This window comes from Microbulbifer maximicatervae (SeqCode), from assembly GCF_052467505.1.
In genome coordinates, this window is the sequence record NZ_CP174313.1 from 2,648,522 (window position 1) to 2,671,039 (window position 22,518).

General features: G+C 46.1%; 17 protein-coding genes. 2 read left to right on the forward strand and 15 right to left on the reverse strand.

What is annotated here, in order from left to right:
- Positions 1–64: 64 nt before the first annotated feature.
- Complete coding sequence (locus tag ACJJIN_RS11670) at positions 65–949, reverse strand: hypothetical protein (RefSeq protein WP_444898193.1); 885 nt, start codon at positions 947–949, stop codon at positions 65–67.
- A 714-nt stretch (positions 950–1,663) separates the two neighbouring features.
- Here ACJJIN_RS11670 and ACJJIN_RS11675 point away from each other — a divergent pair.
- Entirely contained in the window at positions 1,664–2,476 is an 813-nt protein-coding gene (locus ACJJIN_RS11675) for a NosD domain-containing protein (RefSeq protein WP_444898194.1), read from the forward strand.
- Between the two features lie 309 nt (positions 2,477–2,785).
- On the opposite strand, the gene ACJJIN_RS11680 is transcribed toward ACJJIN_RS11675, so the two are convergent.
- From ACJJIN_RS11680 to ACJJIN_RS11715, 8 genes are all read right to left on the reverse strand, one after another.
- Positions 2,786–3,628 carry a right-handed parallel beta-helix repeat-containing protein gene (locus ACJJIN_RS11680; protein ID WP_444898195.1) on the reverse strand — a complete coding sequence of 281 codons (843 nt, stop codon included), beginning with the start codon at positions 3,626–3,628 and terminating at the stop codon, positions 2,786–2,788.
- Positions 3,629–3,851: 223 nt separating this feature from the next.
- Positions 3,852–4,673, reverse strand: a complete 822-nt coding sequence (locus tag ACJJIN_RS11685; RefSeq protein ID WP_444898196.1) for a right-handed parallel beta-helix repeat-containing protein — start codon at positions 4,671–4,673, stop codon at positions 3,852–3,854.
- Between the two features lie 372 nt (positions 4,674–5,045).
- Entirely contained in the window at positions 5,046–5,663 is a 618-nt protein-coding gene (locus ACJJIN_RS11690; RefSeq protein ID WP_444898197.1) for a hypothetical protein, read from the reverse strand.
- A gap of 780 nt (positions 5,664–6,443) precedes the next feature.
- A complete protein-coding gene (locus tag ACJJIN_RS11695) occupies positions 6,444–7,667 on the reverse strand; it encodes a VWA domain-containing protein (protein WP_444898198.1) in 1,224 nt (407 codons plus the stop codon).
- Entirely contained in the window at positions 7,655–9,958 is a 2,304-nt protein-coding gene (locus ACJJIN_RS11700) for a DUF5682 family protein (RefSeq protein ID WP_444898199.1), read from the reverse strand. Before ACJJIN_RS11700 ends, ACJJIN_RS11695 begins: the two co-directional genes overlap by 13 nt.
- A gap of 10 nt (positions 9,959–9,968) precedes the next feature.
- Complete coding sequence (locus ACJJIN_RS11705) at positions 9,969–11,048, reverse strand: ATP-binding protein (RefSeq protein ID WP_444898200.1); 1,080 nt, start codon at positions 11,046–11,048, stop codon at positions 9,969–9,971.
- Between the two features lie 105 nt (positions 11,049–11,153).
- On the reverse strand, positions 11,154–12,653 hold the full coding sequence (locus ACJJIN_RS11710; RefSeq protein ID WP_444898201.1) for a DUF5691 domain-containing protein: 1,500 nt from the start codon (positions 12,651–12,653) through the stop codon (positions 11,154–11,156).
- Positions 12,647–14,035, reverse strand: a complete 1,389-nt coding sequence (locus ACJJIN_RS11715; RefSeq protein WP_444898202.1) for an SWIM zinc finger family protein — start codon at positions 14,033–14,035, stop codon at positions 12,647–12,649. The genes ACJJIN_RS11710 and ACJJIN_RS11715 overlap by 7 nt, the downstream gene beginning before the upstream one ends.
- 365 nt (positions 14,036–14,400) lie before the next feature.
- On the opposite strand from ACJJIN_RS11715, the gene ACJJIN_RS11720 reads away from it, so the two are divergent.
- Positions 14,401–15,381: an alpha/beta hydrolase family protein gene (locus ACJJIN_RS11720; protein WP_444898203.1), complete on the forward strand. Its 981-nt coding sequence runs from the start codon at positions 14,401–14,403 to the stop codon at positions 15,379–15,381.
- Between the two features lie 83 nt (positions 15,382–15,464).
- Here the strand turns inward: ACJJIN_RS11720 and ACJJIN_RS11725 are convergent, their stop codons facing one another.
- From ACJJIN_RS11725 to ACJJIN_RS11750, 6 genes are all read right to left on the reverse strand, one after another.
- Positions 15,465–15,803, reverse strand: a complete 339-nt coding sequence (locus ACJJIN_RS11725; protein WP_444898250.1) for a YnfA family protein — start codon at positions 15,801–15,803, stop codon at positions 15,465–15,467.
- Between the two features lie 20 nt (positions 15,804–15,823).
- Positions 15,824–16,378 carry a hypothetical protein gene (locus ACJJIN_RS11730; RefSeq protein WP_444898204.1) on the reverse strand — a complete coding sequence of 185 codons (555 nt, stop codon included), beginning with the start codon at positions 16,376–16,378 and terminating at the stop codon, positions 15,824–15,826.
- A 264-nt stretch (positions 16,379–16,642) separates the two neighbouring features.
- Positions 16,643–17,299 (reverse strand): glutathione S-transferase family protein, encoded by a 657-nt coding sequence (locus ACJJIN_RS11735; protein ID WP_444898205.1) that lies wholly within the window; start codon positions 17,297–17,299, stop codon positions 16,643–16,645.
- 406 nt (positions 17,300–17,705) lie between these two features.
- Positions 17,706–18,530 carry a right-handed parallel beta-helix repeat-containing protein gene (locus ACJJIN_RS11740; protein ID WP_282931727.1) on the reverse strand — a complete coding sequence of 275 codons (825 nt, stop codon included), beginning with the start codon at positions 18,528–18,530 and terminating at the stop codon, positions 17,706–17,708.
- 219 nt (positions 18,531–18,749) lie between these two features.
- The gene (locus ACJJIN_RS11745; RefSeq protein ID WP_282931726.1) at positions 18,750–20,471 is read right to left on the reverse strand and encodes a DUF8614 domain-containing protein; all 1,722 of its coding nucleotides are present in this window, start codon (positions 20,469–20,471) and stop codon (positions 18,750–18,752) included.
- 66 nt (positions 20,472–20,537) lie between these two features.
- Positions 20,538–22,355, reverse strand: a complete 1,818-nt coding sequence (locus ACJJIN_RS11750; RefSeq protein ID WP_444898206.1) for an ABCB family ABC transporter ATP-binding protein/permease — start codon at positions 22,353–22,355, stop codon at positions 20,538–20,540.
- Positions 22,356–22,518: the final 163 nt, after the last annotated feature.

Here is a 22,518-nt window from a genome sequence, read left to right on the forward strand (position 1 = left end):
TCCGGCCCTGAATGAGTTTATCTCACACAGGGACCGGAATTCCGATATCGTCCTAAGCCTCGCCCTACTGCACAATTATTACCATATTGCTGTTTCCAATCTGGGAAACATTAGCATTTTGAAAATCGTTAACCTGGCTAACGGTAAACATATTTAAGTTACCCTGCTGTAATGCCGTAGCAACACCAAAAGTTCCGCTTTGGATCGTAGAACCCGTATTGTTCAAACCAATCTGAGTAGTACTTGCCAAATTAAAGCTGCCAGATTGAGCGTGGATAATAGTGTTAAATTCATTTTGCTGACTAATAGCACTGGTATTATTATTATCTGTTTGATTCACAGTAGCATTATTACTATTTCCCAGCTGACTCAATGTGGAAGTATTCGTGTCAGAGTTAAACTGCGACACAGTAGCCACATTCAAATTCCCTTGCTGGGCAGTTACCGCCGAGTTCGTCGTGCTGTTGGTTTGAACAACCGTACCGGTGTTGTTGTCACCCACTTGATTAATAACTGCTGTATCAGTAGTACTACTCGACTGTGTAACAGTGGCAAAGTTAACCAGATTGAACTGATTTATAGTTGCAACACTGGTTGTAGATGCCACCTGATTAATTACGCCAATATTAGTATTCCCATTTTGAGTAATAACGGCAGCCACAGTATCAGATGAATTTTGAGCAACAGTGGAAGTATTTAAATTCCCTGTTTGTATCTGATTAACTGTGCTTCCGGTATTTCCGTTTACCTGAGTGGCAGTGGCTGTATTAGTGTCTCCAGTCTGGGTTTGGCTGATAAAGTTAAATGTAACGGTTGGATCACTTTGATCTGCTGTCGCGTTATTACCTACTCCATTTTGGTTCTGAACCGCAACATTGTTGGAAGCAAAAACACCCTGACTTGCAACAGCAAGCAGGACCGCAGCCGCCAACGGGGCACACCTTTTCATATTTATCTCCTTAGAATATGAAATGTCGCTAAATTAAGATTCTTATACTGCATCAACACACAAAATTAATTAGCACCATATGCAACAACATTAAGAGAAAGCAATTTACGATCAGCTGCGCTTAATTTTGCTAAAACAAATACCGGAACTTCAGCATTTATGCTTATAAACTCTTGCTTCTCAAGGACTCAATCCCCAGCTTCCTTCAGGAATCTATGCTTGATGCTGTGTTGAGTCTTATCTCCGATGGCACTTTCAGCAATAGGAGAATAGTGCGGAAAATATAGGAAGAAAGTTCCCCCCCCTATTTAGGAAAACAGCCATACTGTAGGCGAATCCATTATTTTTAACGCCATCACTACACACATACAACGAAACCTCTCAAACACACCCTCTCTTAATATCAACCAGGCCACAAACCACTCTAGAAAATCACGCCCTCACTAATTGACACGCCACCAAAGAACAATTATGGAAACACTACGCATATTTGAACCGAATAGCCAACCTTTAAACTCATCTATAAAACACCAAATAATAAAAATCCAACTCCTCCAGCACATATCCCATCAACATAGTTAATCAATAGGAATTATTCTCCATAAATATGAGAACAACTTCCTATTGTCATCAACCAAACAAAGACCAAAATTCGAGATATTTACACCCTATCAACCACTTCAAATATCAGACAATCACAATAGGAATATATCAATGAAGGCGATTTTAAATATTAAAACATCAATAATCGCAGCAGCAAGCTGCTGCTTAATAAGTGCACCTGGCATTGCTTTAGCCGTAAGTTGTGGTGATATAATCTCTACTGCCGAAGTATTGGATGCGGATATATCTAATTGTGCGATTTCTCCTGCCATCACAATAATGGGCCCTACCGGTAGTCTCGATCTCAATGGATTTTCATTATCCTGTGATGGCCTGGCTGGCACAGGAATTCTACTGGAAGGAACTGCAGCTGTGCTTACTAACAGTCAGATATCCAGTGGCATCATTACATCATGTGATATAGGCATATCTGTAGAGGGCAGCGGCCTTCACAACATCATTGGCGTTACAACGCAAGAAAATGGATCTTTGGGAATGTCTGTCAGTAGCAGTTGCAATATTGTCAGCGGCTCAATCAATGACTTTAATTTTGGCAATGGTATTATCGTTCTCGGCGACTGGAATAGCTTTTTTGAAGTAAGCGCCACCAGCAACGGGGAAGGTGGCATTATTATCTCAGGAGATAACAATCAAGTTTCCCAAAGTACCGCCAGAAATAATACTTTTTCTGGAATAGCAATCCAAGATGCAAACTACACCAACATTATACTAAACACTACATCAAGTAATAATGAATACGGTATTTCAGTAAGTAATTTTGGGCAAGTAGGGAATCTCATAACAGGAAATACTGCTGAATCTAATGATATAGATGACCTATTTGATGATAATACTCCTGCCTGTGTAGGAACTACATGGTACGGTAATATTTTCAGCTCATCAAATGACGCCTGCATAAACTAGCTTAAAAATAATTGCGGGATTCAAGGCATTAAACATCTAGCCTTTGAATCCTGCACAAAAACAATTAACGCTTATCTATATCTTACTTCTGAGAATATCTCTCTATAACTGAACCAGCCTAGCAAACCAAGCTCTCCTCTCACCACATCAATCCACATTGGCCAACTGGATATCCCTCAGGAATAAATATGAAAACGAAAATCTAAAGGGAAATCAGGCTTTCAGCAATTACACTAGCTGCAGTATCCGTAATACTGTGGCGATACCATTAAACTGCCTGCAAGCCTATCAACTTATCGCAAAACGCTATTAATTTGACGTTACACAATCTCCGGAGGTAGTAGCGTCAGGTGAATTTCCTACCCAGTTATTCTCACAGGGGGCAGAATTATCATCTTGCAAGTCAAAATCCACATTGCCAGAGACAGTATTGCCTACGATATTGTTTCCAGTCTGGCCAAATAGCTCCATTAAGATTCCTGCAGTATTTGACCCTTGAGTGCCATTATTCTCCACCGTATTCTGGCTGATAAGACAGCTACTGGCGCTATTAATTTGTATTCCAGTTAAAGTATTATCCGATACTGTATTTGACGATATTATTGAACTGCTACCATCTACCTGTATACCCGTTATTTCATTTCGACTTATGTCATTAGAAAACAGATTATTTGTTCCCCCCGCGATTATAATACCTGTACCTGCATTATCCGATATATTTGATATGGTTAGCGTATTATTACTACTAACAAACTCAATACCAGAAGAAGTATTACCAGAGGTGTTCAGGCCGAACAAATTATGAATACCGGAACCTTCCACAGAAATACCTGTATTGCAATTAGATACAAACCCATCCTGTAACACCCCGCCCGATATTATGGCCGCAAAACCATCGACCAAAATTCCCACTGTAGTTCCATCACAACTCAGCGTATAACCATTCAAATCCAGATATCCGGTCGGCCCAGTTACAGTCAAAGCCGGAGTAACATTGCAGAGCAAATCTTGATCCAGTATTACCGGACTGGTTATGGTGTCTCCGCACTCAACAGCACCATTTGCTAGTGAACACAAAGATGCAGACAATAAAGAAGCCGCCAAAGAAGTTATCAATGCCTTGCTTATCACAGATCGAGATATAAAGCTCACGAGAGTCCTCCCAAATAAAGCTCAAATACAGAAAAGATATGTCATGCTGATTTTGAGTCAAAAACTGGTAACAGCCATGGGAAATTTGTCCGCAAAATTTAGTAAAATAGTTTAAGCGGGGAATGGAGCATATTGATATACAAGCTACAGGAATATAAATTGTAAAAGATAACACCACTACCGAAGCCACCATAGTGGCACTATCTTTTTATATCCGTATATTTCAATCCAGGCAGCTAGGATCTACAGTATCAAAAGTATTATTTCGCCATAAATTTGTACCATTGCAGGGATCACTGTTTAAATCTTGCGCATCGAAATCTTCATTGAGAATCCCCACATTTAAAATGATCAAATTATATTGCTGATCAAAATCATTCATTAAGATTCCTGCCGTTCCCGCACCTGAAGTGCCATTATTTTCCGATGCATTTTCAACGATCCAGCTATTACTGGAATCATTAATCTCTATTCCTGAGCCCATATTCTCAAAACAGAAATTCTCTGTTATATATGACCGATCACCATCTATCTGGATACCACTCAGGGTATTTTCCTCAAAAGTATTCTGGAAGACATTATTTCTCTCCCCACTAACAATCAGTCCAACCCCTGTATTTTCCTGAGCGGTACAGGCTGTCATATAGTTGCTATTGCTCACTAACTGAAATCCAGCGCTGGCATTTGCCGTGGTCGATACCGCTTGAATATTATGGTATCCATCTCCATTCGCTAAAACACCCACCTCACAATCTGCAACCTGCCCTCCTCGAAGTAGCGCAGCACGCCCCTCTAACAGCACTCCAACTTCACTACCATCACATTGAACCTCGTACCCGGTCATATTCAGGCGTCCATCAGGGCCTATCACAGTTAAAGCGGGGCTGACATCACAAGTGAGGTCCTCATCCAAAGTAACGGATGTGGTAATCGTATCCCCACATTCAACATCATCAGCCAGTGCTATCTCAGGGATGGATAGATTAGCCCCACTTATCAATATGATCGTGACGACTCTATTAACAATAGATTTAAGTATGTTCATATTTTCCTGCTGGAGTTACGTACATGATTAAAAACTTCCCACTACGCTAGAAATTTTGATCCAACAAACAAAAAGAACCATGAGAAATTACTACTGAATCTACGATGAATTATCATAAAAATTAAAAAACCGACTATCTAATCGCATACGGTAACATAGCGACTTTTCGCCCCAAAAATTAGACAACCTTATAAGCTGAAAAATATTTAGCCATATTGTTTACTCAAACCCAAATAAACAATATACAAATACAATTTGCAATAATATTTACGTGAAGCTATATATAACCTCTAAAATTTTGAGCCAAAATAATAATTCTATGAAACCACTAATTAAAAAATCAAATCAATTGAAACAGAAAAACCGGAATTCTTATTGCAGAATAATTGCACTCTGATTACTACCCAGCTGATTAATAACCGCTGTCTGCCTAACTTGAAGACCTTGACTTACGGTATACATATTCATATCCCCTGTCTGTGAGACTGAAGCCAAATGTGATACTCCAGACTGTATTGTTGTACCTATGTTACTTGTACCAATCTGATTGGTAACTGAACTATTAAACATACCAGCATGAATAGTTGTTGCCTGGTTCATTTCCACCTGCTGATTAATGGTGGCGCTATTAAAACTATCTGTTTGGGATATGAAAAACATATTACCATCCCCTTGCTGGCTCCCTGTAGCTACATTACTATTAGCTACATTATTAGCTGACATCGAAAATTGGACGGCGGAAACGAAATTATTATCCCCCACCTGAGTGATCATGATTGCACCTTGCAAACTTTCTCTCTGCTCTGAAATAATAGAATTGAAATCCCCTACCTGTTTCAGGGTAGAACTATCATTCATGCTTATCATCTGGGTGATTTGCGCATTATTATTATTACTTAACTGCTCAATTATTGCCGTACTTGAATCTGCCTGTGCTTGAACACAAGATGCCATCAAGGGAATTACTAAAATTGAAGTATAGTTTTTCATGCTTATATCCTCAGTAGAGTTAATCTTATATAACCTGAATCATCAACCATCACTTATCTGAAGCTCTCTAGTATTCAAGGAATACCACTAGAATCCAAATGCCCCTTCAGCCTTAACTAGTGTACTCACACAAATTTAAGACCCCGGCCACCTCTACCCAACATAATGATCAATATATCCATGAATAGCGGATACACAATAGGAAAAAAGCACTAGAAAAATGGGATAATTTTCCTTTTGAAAAAAAACAGTAAAATATTGCCACACCACTCAACAAAATATTCGTATAAATCCTCCCTTTATTTACCTACACTTTCTCCGGCTATTTCTTACCCTTTATATATACAAACATTTACGTAACAACTTAGATGTTTAAGTAAAGATGTGAACAGATCAAAATATTAACTAGGCTATCATTCCAATTGCACCATATGCCACTATAGAGTTCAATCTCTATAGTAATGACTGACTGAGACATGGAAATTTTGGAATGCTCTATAATTGGGCTAAATTGACGACCAGGACTTTTTTCGAGAAAGCTACATTAAACGCATCTTTGGGGTTGTAACCCATACGAACTTCCCAGGATCATACATTCAGCTATTAAACCGATGTCGAATTGAGCAATAACAAATCACTATAAACAATTTCATTTAAAAAATATGTTAGATAACTATCTAATGATTAAAAAACTATGGTTTTAATAATCTGAGAGAATAGAAAAAGTATCAGATATGGAGTAAGTGCCCACACTCACTCCATCACTTAACTAACAAGATATTAAGTCTTTGGCCGAACGGCTTTAATATCCTGATCTGCAGCCCAGTTAAGGACGTCTTCGCGACGCAGCGCCGTTGCCATCAGGTCCGGGAATTGATCCGGTGTACAGGCAAAAACTGGAGAGCCTATTGCAGCAAACTCTTCCGCCAAAGACTGGTCATAAGATGGACGCCCATCATCACTGAGTGCCAGCAAGGTAATCACATTTACATCCTGGCGAACAAGGTTAGCAACCCGCGCTTTTAACTCCTCTTCATTCCCCCCTTCATACAGGTCGGTAATCAGGATTAAATGTGTCTTGCCAGGCCGTTCAATTTTATCCTCGCAATAAGCCACCGCCTGGTTAATGTCTGTGCCACCGCCCAGTTGCACGCCAAACAAAACGCTGACTGGGTCTTCCAGGTCCTCAGTAAGATCTACTATTGCGGTATCAAAGCAGACCAGTTTGGTTTTCACTGCCGGTATTGAAGCCATTACCGCTGCAAAGATTGAGCTGTACACCACCGATGTCGCCATGGAGCCGGACTGATCGACACATAGAATAACTTCATCCAGGTCCGCAAGTCGGCGACTTTGTCGCATAAAACCAATCAATTTCTCAGGCACCACTGTGTGGTAGTCATGTTGGTAGTGCCTGAGATTTTGCTGAATAGTTCTATGCCAGTCGATATCGGCAAAACGCGGCCTAAAGCTGCGTTTTGATTTATTGACAGCTCCCCTAACCGCTTCTGTGGTCTTTCGCTCCAAACGCTCCATCAGCTCATCGACCACTTTCTTGATGACCTGGCGAGCAGTCTCAATAGTCTTCTCGGGCATCACTGAACGAAGACTAACCAAGTCTGCGACCAGGTGAACATCCGCTTCAATCGCTGACAAAAACTCGGGCTCCATGAGCATCTGCTTGAGGCCAAGGCGTTCAAACGCATCGCGCTGGACAACTTGTACTACAGAAGTCGGAAAGAACTCGCGGATATCGCCCAGCCAACGGGATACTTGCGGAGACGAGCGGGACAACCCGCCTCGACCTTTTTTACCAGACTCTGAGTCCCCGCTGCCATAAAGCGCACTTAACGCTTGGGACAAACGCATATCCCGCTCAGAAAGCCCGGACTCACCTTCATCAGCCCCTAGCACCAAGCGCCAACGGCGTTCCTTTTGCTGGTCTTTATCGACCGTTATCTCATCGGGTTGTTGCTCTTCAGACACTTCGTTTACTGCGCCCATGTCTTGTCCTTGTGGATTAATTTGCCGATACGCAATAGATGCTCTGACCACAGCGGCAAAACTTCGGGATTAATGGCTTTGGATACCGAGGGATTAGACCGGGCACCGAGTACCAGCTCCATCATGCGCCGACGCTCCATCGCATCGAGACTGGAAAATACGCGCCGGAACAAGGGCAAGTACTCGATAAATACTTCTTCGTCCAGATGCAGCAACCAGCGCTGTACCGCTCCCATCAATACCGGGTCGTACAGCAGGCGCTCAACCGCTTCGGCAAAAAAGCCCTCAAAAAATCGTGCTGCATCGGCGGCAGCTACCGCTGGAGACAGGGATTTTTCCAGCAATTGCTGTAAGCGATATCCATCAAATCTTTCAGCTTGATACAAAAGACGCGCACAAAGGCCGCTGACCTGTAAACTGGAAAGAGAGCTGTCTACCAGTTGCTCGAAGGCTTGCCACCAGTCCTCCATGATTTCATCACCCAACTCTGCCAATTGCAGTGCCTGATGAGCGCTGTGAATACTGTTTCGCAGCCGTAGGGACTCTTCATCGTTAAGATTGCGACAGGCGTACGGCAGGGCCAGGGCAGATTGCATGGCTAAGCGTTCTACCAGGCCGGCAACTTGCTCCAATGCTAATTCTCGCGCGGTACCATAGCGCTGTACCTGAATTAACGCCGGCAAGCTGTCGAGAAGCTCGATACCGTCACTGGCCAAAGCCGCTCTCTCGGCCAATCGCTTCAGGCCCGCTTCAGAAGCCCGGTGCAACTGAGATTCGAGGGACAGCAAAACCACTTCTGCTAACTTGCCCAAATGACTCTCAGCCGAGATCGCCTCGATAAGTTTATTGTTAGCCGCTTGCTCAATGGTGGAACCGTAAACTAAGTTTTCCACCAATTTTACCGCATACTCCGGCTGCCAGCTGAGCACCCAGTTTTCCCGAAAAGTACCGCGACTTTTTCCGGTATGGGAGGGTTTACCCCAAGGCACTTCCAGCACAGCAAGACGGTGCAGTAACGTAGATTTATTCAGGCCGATATCACTGCGTAAATCCAGGGAAACTTCTTTATCCAGAGCGGTGGGCTTTAGCTTGGTCTTTTTCTGCCAGCGCTGTAGATCCTCCAGCAGGGGCACCAGTGGGGCATCCTCGGGGATAGCCCCAACTTGCTCCCCCAGAAGCAACTCTCTTTCTACCTGCTGCCAAATAAGGCGCTCGCCAAAACAGAGGCAGGCCACAGCGGCTTCAATAATTTCTTCAAACCCCGGAGCTGGACGATTTCTAACGGCTGCCAAACTGCGACTCAGACGCACGGCTTCAATAACCGAAGCCGTAGAGACCACTTGTCCACTTTCGCGCAATGCGCGCACCAGCCGCCCAAACCAAAGCTCCAGCCACTGCTCGCCGGTGCCCTCGCGCCAAATATGCTGATACCACATAGGTGCAGCAACCCCAGCCCCGTAACCGGAGGCCATCGCCAATCGCGGCGATGTCCAGGGAATCCAGGTGGTTTTCACTTTGCTCTTGGGCAATTTCGCCGGCAGCTGTTTAATCAGTGCGCGGTCATCTTTTGCTGTGTGCTTTTCACGAAATGCCGGTAAGTGCCAGGCCCCACAGACTACAGCAACCTCACCTTCCACCCCTTTCTTTTCTTTGGCAATTTCCAGGCGCATATAGGCTTCGCGCAGTAAATCCCTTTGCGATAACGGCGCGGTTTCAGTTATTTCTCCGCGCAGCACGGTCATCGCCGACTCTACCCGGGCAAATATCTCCGCACTGTCATCGTTATTCTGCTCGATCAGGTCATTCCACCAGGCCTCACCATCTTCATAACCCGCCAGCTTCGCCAAAAGGCCGATAGGATCAGAGGTATCAGATGGTGGCTCTGGCTCGCCTGCCACCGCAGGGGAATCAGACTCTCCGCCGTTTTGCTCCGCTTCAGGGTCCTGGGCTTCAGATTGGAGTAACTGCGCCAGCTGGATATTAATGGGCAAATCAATGAATTTAACTTCTACCCCCTGTTGTACAGCCCATAGGCAGGCCTGGTACTCAGGGGAGTATTCCACAAACGGGTAGTAAAGGCTGGAGCCGGGCGACTCTGCAGCATAGCCGAGTAGCGCTACCGGCGGCTGCATCTGTGCGCTAGCCAGCAGAGGCAGTAATTCACTGCAATCAGCGGGGCCCTCTATCAATACTTTTTTTGGCTTCAGCTGATCCAACGCGGCGACAAGGCGCCGCGCAGAACCGGGCCCGTGGTGCCGAATACCAAAATAATGACAATCCACCTTGGACACGGGATATCCCTTACAGTACTTCGTTCATGGTGTGGTAGTAACCGGCAAAGTCTCGGCGCTTTTTCAGGACCGTTTCCAAGTACTCTTCCAATACAGCTTTATCCTGCACTGGATCTTTGACAATGGCACCCACCAAATTACTGGAAAGCTCTTCTGCACTGAATTTACCATCGCCAAACCAGTTCGCCTGGCTCAATCCACCCACCATTACCGCAATTGCCTCAGCCGTAGACAAGTTACCGGACGGTGTTTTCAGGGTTATTTTTCCATCCAGTGTTTCACCGCCGCGTAGCTCGCGGAAAATGGTCACTATTTTCTCGATCTCTTCGCCCGCGTTTGCCGGCACTGGCAACTCCAGGCTCTCACCCATTTCTGCCACGCGGCGAGAAATAATACTGACCTCTTCATTCATATCATCGGGCAGCGGCAATACCACAACATTGAAACGACGCTTTAACGCGGAGGACAATTCATTAACGCCCTTATCGCGATTATTGGCTGTAGCAATTACATTAAAACCGCGCTGCGCATAAACCGCATCATTCAACTCGGGGATCGGCAGCATTTTCTCTGACAGCACGGTAATCAATGTATCCTGAACATCAGAACCCATACGAGTCAGCTCTTCCAAGCGACACAAGGTACCCTGCTCCATAGCGCGATATAAAGGCGTTGGCACCAGGGCTTCTTTGCTGGGGCCCTTTGCCAGTAGCTGAGCGTAGTTCCAGCCATAGCGAATCTGGTTTTCGTCGGTGCCCGCCGTACACTGGATCACACGGGTACTGTTGCCACAGATCGCCGCAGACAAGTGTTCAGATACCCAGGACTTTGCCGTGCCCGGCACACCGAGTAACAGCAGTGCTCGATCGGTGGCGAGGGTGGCAACAGCAGTTTCAATCAGGCGGCGGTTGCCGATATATTTTGCACTTATCTCAGCACCTTCAGCCGTTGTGCCGCCCATCAAGTATTTCACGACTGCCTGCGGAGACAGACTCCAATTCTCTGGTTTTTTTCCGGTGTCTTCTGCTTTTAAGGCATCCAGTTCTGATTGGTAGGTAATTTCAGCGGGTTGACGAAGTACGTCACTCATGGGGAATCCTTTTGTTTTACCTGCCCGGAAATTCACTGCTTATTTTATGAATTTTGCCGGGCAACGATCGGTCTTAAAATTAAATCTGTGTTGGGTGTGTATGGACTAAAGGCCATCCACGCCGGCAAGCTCGCTATTAAATCGAAGACAGTCAGTTGCGGGGTCTGCCCGTAGCACACCCTGCTCAAAAAGCGCTTCCAGTAACTGCCGAGCGGTCTCTCTGGGTAACATCAAGCCCAGTGCAGTCAACTCCCGCTGGAGATAAATAGACTGCAAATAACCACTCTCACTTAACTCCTCAACAACGAGCTTTAACAGCGCCTTCCAGGGCGACGTTTTTTTCAAATCATCCCAGGAAAGCTCCGTTAACGGTTCGGGCAAAAACTTGAGTAAATCCTGAAAATCCACTTTGGCCTTTTTATTGCGCAAAAGTCCAAACATCAATTCGGCACGGCGGGACTGTTCCAGGCGCGGCAATAAACTATGTAAGAGAGACATACCGGCCTCACCGGTATCCAGGTAGCTCTCAATATTGGTGACCAGCAGGGCAATAGCCTTATCTGGCAAAGTATTTACCGCATTGGTAACAAAACGTTGGTTGTCATAATCACGATTTTTATCGAGCTGCCAAGCCCCAGCTAAGTCAGTCACGCTGATATCCAGTGCTTCCGCAAGGCTTTGCAGAGATACCTTCTGCAAAAATTCCGAGCGAATGGCTTGCTGTTTTTTGCTCTTGAGCTTACGGGGCAATAGTTGCAACTGCTTCTTTACCAAGCCCACTTTTTGTAATTCGTAAAACTCAGCCAATTCCTGCGCAGAAGACTCTTCCTGAGTATTAGATTCAAGTTCCGATGACAATCCCAATCGAGATAAATACTGATTGGCAAGACGCGCCACCTTTTGTGAACGATCTTTAAGCAGGGACTGTAAATATTCCCCATCGGACTCACTCAGCCGGATAGCAAGAACTCGCACGATCCTTAAACGCTTATCAGCGGGTTCGCGCCCGGCGCAGGTCTGGATCAAATTCAAAGCGGCGGCGGGGTTACTGAAGCGCAACTCCCTGAGCTTTGCCAGGCGACTGGAGGGATACCAATCATCCCAGTTTTCCTCAGTTAACGCTTCAGAATCATCAATACTACCCCGCTCATTCGCGGCCCATTGTGACCAGGGTAAATAGACTTCCGGCAAGCCTTCATCATTACTTGAGGGAAGCCAGTCCGCAGGATGAGCAATATAGCCCCGCTGTAACAGCAACTTCAGGAGCAACCCGGTTTGCTCCACAGAGCGGGACTGAACGCTTTCAGTGACCCGTCGAAAATGGGCCCGCATTGGGTAGGGAAGCACGGGCTTATTCAACTCGGGCAACAAGGGAAATTCGCGTAACTCCCCCGGCGCCTGAGGCTGATAGAGTGCGCTTTGGTGCTGGCTGACAAGCGCTACTGCCGCTGATGCCATGCGCTCCTCTTCCAAACCTTCAAACAATGGACGCCAGGACTCAGGTAGGGCGTCGAGCTCTAAGGGCAAATCACTGCCCACCATCCAACGCTGCTGTAGGCGCTCTACCAACAACTGCTCTTCCTGGATTTTCTCAGGCGTCAACATGCGATTGTCCCCCACTCATCTGTCCGCGCGCTGTGCAGTTCAGCACTACTTCCATCCCACAAAATAAACGCCGCCTGTAATTTTGAACCCAGTAGTAGAGAGGGAATCTGTTCATTGTTGAGCGGTAGCGTTTGCTGCCCAGTCGAGCAGCGCCACCAATAATTGCCGTTGGCACATCGCAGTAGACGCCCCCCTTCAAGAAGGTGCGGTACCTGTTCTATCCAGGGTTGCTGAGACAACTGCTTTTGGTAGTGGGAGAACACGCTCTCTTGCTGGGCTGGCCATCTCTGATTCACACCATCCTGCACCACTTTAAACTCCACAGGGAAAGCTCTCAGAGGCATGCGACCGGGATAATAAACCAACTCCCCTTCTACACTGGCGCCGATACCAATGCCCACCTCCCTGCGCCCCGCAGAAGCCGGATAGTGATCCAACAACAGGGCAAATACTGGGGTGTCACTATCAAGCTTGAGCAACCAGGAAGCGTGGCTCACCAAACCATCGCGACGGGTGCTCACTTTTTCTCCAACATTCTGCCAAATCCCCCTTTGTCGGGGGCTGGCAGGGTTTTCCAAGACCTGGTCACGATTCTCGGCAACGGCAATGGCCCTGCGAGCATCCACATCTTCCTCATTGGTGAGCCAAGCACTGCTGAGCAACATTAATTGCCCCAACTCCTTGAATACCACTTCCGCCTGTTTTTGTGGTGCAAGCCCCAGGGCCTTGGCTGGAAGCTCATCAACCCTGGATGCCAGGCCGGCAGCTTTGGCGTCCACTAAGCGCGCAGAGATATAGCGGCAGCGCTGGCGAAGTTCCTTGAGAAATCCCACCATGCCAGTACGCAATTGATCCTCAACCCACTGCTGGAATTCACCTAGCCCGGTGGCGATACTCTTGTTGGTTTTAGCGCGTGTCTGCGCTGCCCGCTTAGCCCTGGCCGCTTCCTTTTTTTTCTGCGCCTCTTTACTTTCCGAGGTTTCCTCAGAAATACCGTGAATGTTTTTACTGGTAGAAGCTTTTGTCTCAGCTTGGGCTTCAGGTTTACTCTTACGCCGCCGCCCCAACCACTCTACTACCCACTCCGGTGTCTCAGCCTCAATAAAGTCATCCGGCCCATCGGCGAATTGCCACAAAAGGGCTAGAACATGCTTGCAGGGAAACTTACGTGAGGGGCAGGTACACTTGTAACCGTGATCTACTGTATCTGCCATGGTGTAATAGGGATTGGCCCCCGACCCTTGGCATTGCCCCCATATACAATTTACGGAAGCCGCTTTACCGCGCAAAGGCCATTTAGCCGGCTTCAACAGTTTTTTGGCTGCGTTTAAAGAAGCCTGGTCTGGGGCCAGTTCTTGCACAACCTCTAGGGAAATATTCATCTCTTGCCTTATACAACCCAATACTGTACATAAATACAGCAACCGTATCTATGTAGCTATAGCGGCGCATAAAGTATCACGCAGCCCACAGAGATTAAAATCTAATTTCTCAAATTTTGATTTTGCCGTCACTCTTGTTGATTTAAGACAAAAAGTACACTCGGCGAGCATTTATTTGGCACGATCGAACAAGCTCTAAAGAAACAAGGTGTTCTCTCCTGCCAGCATTAGAGGGATTTCGCCTAGCCTCTCTAAATAAGTTACCATTTTCAGGAACTGGCTATATTGGCACCAATTCCAGCCAAACCTAATCGCAACAAGATATCCTTCTCTATACGATTAGGTCCATTGGATATCAACGGCCAGTGAAAAATGCAATTAAACTAAATACGATATTTGCTGTCATTAGCACATGCTTTAGCATGTCTAGCTTCTCTCAGAGAATTGCCAAACTTATTGAAAAATCTGAAAGCTTTCCTTTCAATGAGACAATAACCCAAGAACAAATTAAAGACTTAGGGTTTAAAAAAGGCAGCTATGATATAGAAAAAAGCAAAGAATACATCAGGTATTATCACGCTCCTGCTTCATCTAAAGACGGCATTCATTACTCAGTCAAATATGACACCGACGGCAAAGAAAGCACCGTTAAACTTGATTTACCAAAAGATGCACTGAAAGAAAAATATTCTGGAACAGTGATTTTATTACATGGGTTCCGATCATCAAAAGAGTTCATGTTATTTTCTGCTCAATACTTTCGCTTTCTTGGATTTCAAGTTGTAGCTCCGGACCTCCTTGGTCACGGGGAATCGAATAGCACCAAAAAATATGGTGTAGGAGATAGTGAAATCATCAATAAACTTATTGATGCACTCATCAGTAAAGGGGACATCAAGGACAAGCCCTTATATATCGTAGGAAACTCTATGGGAGCCTTAACGGCTCTCTATATCTCAGCCATGAGATCTGACTTAAATGGAATTATTTTACTTGCCCCAATGGTCCCTTTTGATCAAGCCGTGTATAACTACGGTAGGCTCAATCATCCCATACTTAGCCGGGTTATACCCGAAAATAAAATTCGAAAAGGAGCAAATCTGGCTCTGGAGCAGTCTGGTATTGAACCGAGTGATACCAATATACTTCCCCTTCTCTATTCTTCCAAGCTCCCCATACTGCTAATATCTTCCCCCTCGGATCTAATTGCACCCTATGGTAATTATATAGCTTTAGATCAATCAAATATTAATTTGGTGAAAATTCCCAATAGAAGCCACCCAAGCATATCGACCATTGGAAATATTGAACACGAAGCAATTATCAGCTGGCTTAATAAACTGTAAGATATTTACGCGATCCAAGAGTTTCTCAGCTTTAAGGATAAATCACAAAGTCACCCTTAAATAAGCGCATAGATTTATCAAATCTAATTGATCATCTGCCTCGGTGAAAACATAATGATAGCCATACCCAGCATTGCTACAGCGGCACCACTCACATCCCAAACAGTGGGTTTAACACCGTTAACCAGCCATAACCACATTATTGAGGAAAAAATATAAATTCCCCCATAGGCGGCATACACCCGGCCCGCTGGAGCCGGATGCAACGTCAATAACCAAGCAAATATCGCCAAACTTATACCGCCAGGTACTAGAAGCCAAATACTCTTGTCCTGCTTTAACCACAAGTAAGCCGTGTAGCAGCCTATTATCTCTGCAAGCGCCGTAGCCAGGAACAAAGCTATAGTTTTTATTTCAAACAGTAGCATGAACGTCTAGGTGTTTAGCTATTTACCGGACAAACATTTTCAAGACGCATTGTGAAGGCTCTTTTCATATATGAAAATTGTTCAATGGTCTCCATATGCTTACTCAGGGAGTTTCTTGCACGTGTGAATTTTCTCTTTTCCGCTGCATTCATTCCCTCGTTAAACATATATAAGCTTTGCAGTGGTGCCATGGCCGTTTTCTCTGTGCGATAAAAAACATCATCAGACATCGCCAAATCAACTTTATCCCGTATGGAGCCATCCGGCATAATTTGCACGGATACGCTGGGAACATAATTCGCAATAGGGCCTTCAAAGTTAAGAACGGAGGATTCCTCCTCACTCAATTTCTTCGCCACATAAACCTTAAGCTTGTTATTGCGAACTTCCAATTTTACAAACGGCTTAATAATTTTAAATTTCTCCTTATCCTCCTCAAATAGCTTCACGGATGCTTCAAGCATTACCAGGCTTTGAGTATTGATAAAGCGTTCATATTCTTCCAAGTGGCATGATGCCTGCACTCCACCACTCAACAAGAAACATAGACTAAAGGCTAATCTTTTCATTGATCTAAATATTATCCTTAATATTTGATAAATTGATCGCCTCAAACATCAACTGGCGCACTGGTTAACCCAGCACAGTTTAGACCTCATTGGCATCACTATTAGCCAGTGATTGCGCTTGAAACTTTCTTACGATAAAAAATACGTACCCTGCTTCTTTTTCCGATTAATTTACGCCACTAATAGTAAAAAAGGTGAAGCTGGTACAGCTTCACCTAACGGGTTTAGTCACTAAAAAATCCTGATCTCTGCGGAAGTTAGTCCCTACCGATAATCCGACAGTACTACCGGCGGCGGTTCAGTGGCCTCTGACATCCACTCTTTTACGCTGTCACGCGCCAGCAACCGGTCTATCCACTGTTTAGTAAGCGGCCAGGGCTGCAAATTTGGGGCGTGGGAGAAAATTCTTATCACGGTTGGCACAAAGGCTAAATCTGCCAGGGACAAAGCACCCATCAAGTAAGGGCCACCATTTTGCTCAAGCTCTCCTTCCCAAGCGGCAAATAAGCGCTCCGCATCCATCTCTTCTTCAGGGGTCATTAGACGTTTATCTGGATAAAATGCACTTTCAAAGGAAAGACGTGGACACAACCCGGACAACCCAGAATGTTGCCAGCTAAGCATGGCCCGGGCTCGGGCCCGCATCAATGGATCTTGAGGTAACAGTTCACCAGAACCAATATCATTGGCATATTCCATAATGGCCAAGGAATCAAAAATAATCATCTCCCCCTCTTCCAGTACGGGTACTGATCTCGCAGGGGATAGCTCTCCTATACGCTGTAAATTCTGGAATCGCTGTGGCCGGCGAATATCTACAACCACTTCCTCAAATTGAACTTCCTGTTCACGCAATGCCAACCAAGCCCTAAAGGCCCAAGTGGATGCATTTTTAGTACCCGAGTACAGAACACGAGACATAATCAATCCATTGTTATAGTTGAATTATATTGATCAATTGGGAGCTTCAATTATACCGCTTAACCGCCAAACAATTAGAATATAGCATCAAATTTATTGTGCATTAACAACACTACGGTTCATAGCCATCAATGCCTCATCACAAACAGCTATTTTTTGAATCGCCTCACAAACTTAAAGAAAACCAAAAGGCGACTCAAGTTTAGGCTAACTCTCACTATTCAATTGAATCGCCTAAGAGACACAGCTTACTACTGGGGTGGAAGGAAAGAATACACCGCACTCGAGACACACAGTGAATACATCTCTGTAAGCTCCTAATCGGCATCCATGCCTCATAGGGTCCCGAGCGCGGCGTATTCTTTCCTTCTCCCTTTTTAGTAAGTTTCGCAAATCGCCAAAAAATTCAATCCAGGCAGCTTGGACTTTTAGTAATGGCAACATTAGCGTACCAAGTGTTGGTGCCACTACAATCGGGGTCAACCGTATCATATAAATCAAAGGAAAGATTAAGTTCAGAGAAATTTCCAGTTATGACATTATTAGTCGAACTCGTGAATTCCAAAACGATACCTCCACCATCATTACTTGCTATTAAATTTTGGGAGATTATATTACTGGATGAGCCCTCGATTAGAATTCCTGCTCCACCATTGGATGTAGATATATTATTGAACACATTTGAAAAGCTATCATCTACCTGAATTCCATCAGAGACACTGAGCGATACAACACAAGAAGAGAGAGTATTAAAATCATCATCCATATCAACACCTACTCGACCACTATCAGTGATTATGCATCCACTAATATTGTTAAAGATACTGTCAATATCAATACCATCGTCAACACTACCAACTAGCTCAGTTCCGACCACCGTGTGATAACCCACACCGCCTATAAAAATATTGTCAAAACATTCATTAATGGTGCCGCCAGTCAACACCGCACCTTGGCCCAGGATACGTATTCCAGCACCGCCAAATCCCGCACCTGTATCACAGGTCACAGAAAAATCTCCCATACTCAAACTACCTTCAGGACCAACTATCGTAAGGGCATCTGGCTCAGCAGCAGTAAGGTCACAGGATAAATCCTGTGTAAGCACTTCGGCGGTTGTAATAACATCACCACAGGATACCTGAGCTGAAGCTACAAAAGAGTATGACGCTGTAAATAGCCCCATTACGCCTAATATTAATGACTTAATAACTGACTGTTTAATATCCATGTAAAACCTCTATCAATTGTGTATAAGAGTTGGATTTCCTTGCCCGGGATACAGACCGCCTCCTTAGTTTGGACGTGACTATTAATTCCGCCATAAGAAAAAGTACTTAAAGTACTAAGCTGCAATCAGCGGGGAAAATTACAAATCGTGCGGGGATAAAGTTTAGGGGCACAAAAAAACCCGGCGGGTGCCGGGTTTTTTAAACAAAAGGTAAGAAAATTACTTCAAACCGAGTACTTCTTTACCCTGAATAAAGGTAACGTCAACCGGAATATTGGCCTCGGCCAGGCGATCCAAATCAGCCTGCAGTTCAGGGCCAATTACGCCTTTGGTCTCCAGCAATGATTTGGCTTTCTCGTAATCGCCATCACCCTGAATAGTAATGATTAAACGAGACAAGTTGGTCATCGCCTGTTGCATCTTTTCAAAATCAACACTGTATTGACCAGTCTTGGGATCGCGAGTGAAGGCACCCTGCTCCTTAAAGTAGTTAAAGCGCATCATGTTGGCTTTACCGTGGGCACTGGCCGCACCAAAACGTACGCTGCGGAAGATACCCGCCAAGAAGGTGACATAGTTATCCATCAACTGGCCCTCTTCCAACTCACCTTTTTCATGCAAGCGGGTAACCATGTACAGACCGAGGATATCAGCCTTACCTTCTTCCAGGGCGGAGGAGGTTTCCTTCAAAGCCTGGCGAACATTATTGCCGCCTTCTACGGTCTTTTTAATTCCCAAACCGTGGGCCACTTCGTGGAACATGGTGTTGGCAAAGAAAGCCGGGAAGGTAATATTCTTGCGCTGATCTTCTGCGATCAATACATCGCTGATCGGCACCAGGATCTTGTCAAACTTGGCCTGCATTGCATTCTTCAGCTGCAAACGTCGAGTGCCTTTGGCCAGCTGTACTTCCTCATCATTGGGAAGGTTAATGGCGATAGTCTTGGAGCCAGCATTACTGTGGCCGGCGTAGAAGAGTACATCGTAGGCATTCAAGTCTGAATCAGTACCGGGCTCTTCAGATTTGTATTTTTCCTCAACCGGCAAACCCTTCTGCAGCTCGGGCAGCAGAGCGGCAAACTTGGCCAGTTTTTTACTCCACTCTTTGTCTTTCAGCAGGACGTAGGACTCATAAGCGGTACGATAGGCAAACAGCTGGTCTTCATAGTTTTCAATAGGACCAATAACCACATCGATATCATTCTCCTTCATATCCATCCAGGCCATATCACTGGGGCGGAAATTATCGGAGAGAAGTGCATCGGCACGCATGGTGAGGTAGTTAGCAAATTCCTTGCTCTCAGCCAATTCAGCTGCCTGGCGCAGAATGCTGGCCGCCTTATTCAGGTCCGCATTGTAGGCTTCGTTGTAAGGCACCAGTTCGAGACTGCCAGACTCATTGCGGCGTACCAGCGAGTACAAGCCGTCTTTTCCTGCCTGGTCCCATTTCTCGAACTCTTCGCGGGTCATATCCGCTGGGTAGAAGTTAGCACCCAGGGGCTTATCTCCATAACCAACAATAAACGGCTTATTGTCGTTAAGACGGTCCCAGGGGCCATAGTTGATATCGGCAAACTTACGAGCGCGGTTGTCTTCAATATCCGGCAGCAATTCCTCAGCTGGGCCGTAGGATTGCAACCAGAACAAGCGATCCATAATCTGGCTGGCATCAATCAGCAGGCCAATCATTTTGCGCTGGTTGTCGGAGAGACCGCTTAGATTTGCAGTGAGCTCAACCGGTACATAGATATCAAAACGCTTATCCGCATCTTCTACCTTTTGGCCTGAGGGCACAGGTACAGTCTTGGACTCTACAATCTGAGCCTCAGCTTCCGCTTTGGCAACTTCTTCGGGCTGCTGCTCTTTTTTGGAACAAGCGCCAACAAGGGCCAGTGCCAACACTGCTGCCGCTATCTTGGTAGCCTGAAAAGGAATGGTCATATCGCTCTGCCTATCATTTTTTTGTATCGGCGCCACATTAGTCTGGCTGTAGGGATTTATCAACCGTCATGGCGTAGGCACCTCGGCCGCCTGGGTCTCAGTTCCACGCTCCTGTTGCTGCATACGCCAGAGGGCCGCGTAGTGTCCATCAGCCTGCATCAATTCCCGGTGGGCTCCCTGCTCGACTATTCCGCCCTGATCCATTACCAGAATGCAGTCCGCATCCACAATTGTGGAGAGGCGGTGAGCGATCACTAATGATGTCTGCTCGCGGGCAATATCCTGCAGAGATGCCACTATGCCCTGCTCAGAGTGGCTGTCGAGAGATGAGGTCGCTTCGTCAAAGATCATAATCGGAGGCTTTTTCAACAGGGCCCGAGCGATAGCAACCCGCTGCTTTTCCCCTCCGGACAATTTGAGCCCCCGCTCCCCCACCAGGGTATCGGCTCCCTCTGGCAGCTGCTGAACAAAGCCTTCCAGCTGAGCGTGACGGATCGCCTCATCCACCTCAGTATCTGAGGCATCTACACGTCCGTAACGCACGTTCTCCCGGATCGACTGGTTGAACAACACTGCATCCTGAGGCACAACACCAATAGCCCTGCGCAGCGACTCCTGGGAAACACTGCGAATATCCTGGCCATCAATGGAAATGGAACCGCTGTTAGCGTCATAAAAACGAAACAGGAGCTTAAAGAGGGTGGACTTACCTGCACCGCTAGCGCCAACAATTGCCACTTTTTGCCGTGGTTCCACAGCAAAGCTGATACCTTTGAGGATCTGGCGATTATCTTTATAGCCAAACTGGACGTTATCAAACTCAATTCGGCCCTCCATCACAGTGAGGGGAGCCGCCTGGGGAAGATCTTCCACAGCAGGTTTTACCGCCAGTAAAGAGAACATCTTCTCAATATTTGCCAGTGCCCCTTTCATCTCCCGGTACACAAAGCCGAGGAAATTTAGCGGTATAAAGATCTGCATCATAAAGGCATTCACCAATACGAAGTCACCGATGGTCATAGTGCCTTTGGTGACTCCTACCGCGGCAAGAACCATTGCTGCACACATTGCGCTGGCAATAATCAGCGCCTGGCCACTATTTAGGCCAAACAGGGACAGCCTGTTCTTACGCCGGGCCTTCTCCCAACTGGCCAGCTCCCGGTCATAGTGACCGGATTCATGTCGCTCATTGGCAAAGTACTTAACCGTCTCATAGTTGAGCAGACTATCAACTGCACGGCTGCTGGCCTGTGACTCCGCCTCATTCAACTCCCTGACAAAGCGCGTACGCCATTCAGTAGCTACCACTGAAAAGCCGATATAAATAATCACTGCGGCCAGCACTAATAGCGCAAATAACCCGCTGTAATTCCACCAGAGCAATCCCGCCACCATAGCTATTTCTACCAGCGTGGGTACGATATTGAAGACCATAAACCGCATCAGGAACCCGATGCCGCTATTGCCCCGCTCAATATCCCGCGAGAGCCCACCGGTACGGCGGTTCAGGTGAAAATCCAGGTCCAGCTTGTGCAAATGCTGGAACACTTCAAGCCCGATCCGCCGCTGGGCCCGCTCAGTGACACGGCCAAAAATCGTGTCTCGCAGTTCGCCAAACAGAGTGCTAGAAAGGCGCACAGCCCCATAGGCCAACAGCAGCCCCAAAGGTAATGCCACTGCCTGGGCCATGCCCCCAACACTATCCAGGTCATCGACAATATGTTTGAGCAAAAATGGCAGGGTAACACCCGCAACCTTGGCGCCAATCAGGCAGAGGATCGCCAAGACTACGGCGCGGCGGAATTCCAATAGGTAAGGGAAGAGGGTTTTGAGTGCACCCCAGTGCACCTCATCCAAAGAGACAGTGGATTTGGGTCTCGGCATAATCTATCCAGGAGGAGAAAACAGGCGCCCATTATAATTCGTCAATAGAACTTATATAGACGCTTGCCTCTAAAGCGCAGTCTCAAAGTAATACCTTGAAGCACCTATCCTCCCCCTCTGGCAGGCCGTGACACTGATGATTTCGTCAACGCTACAGCTTAAG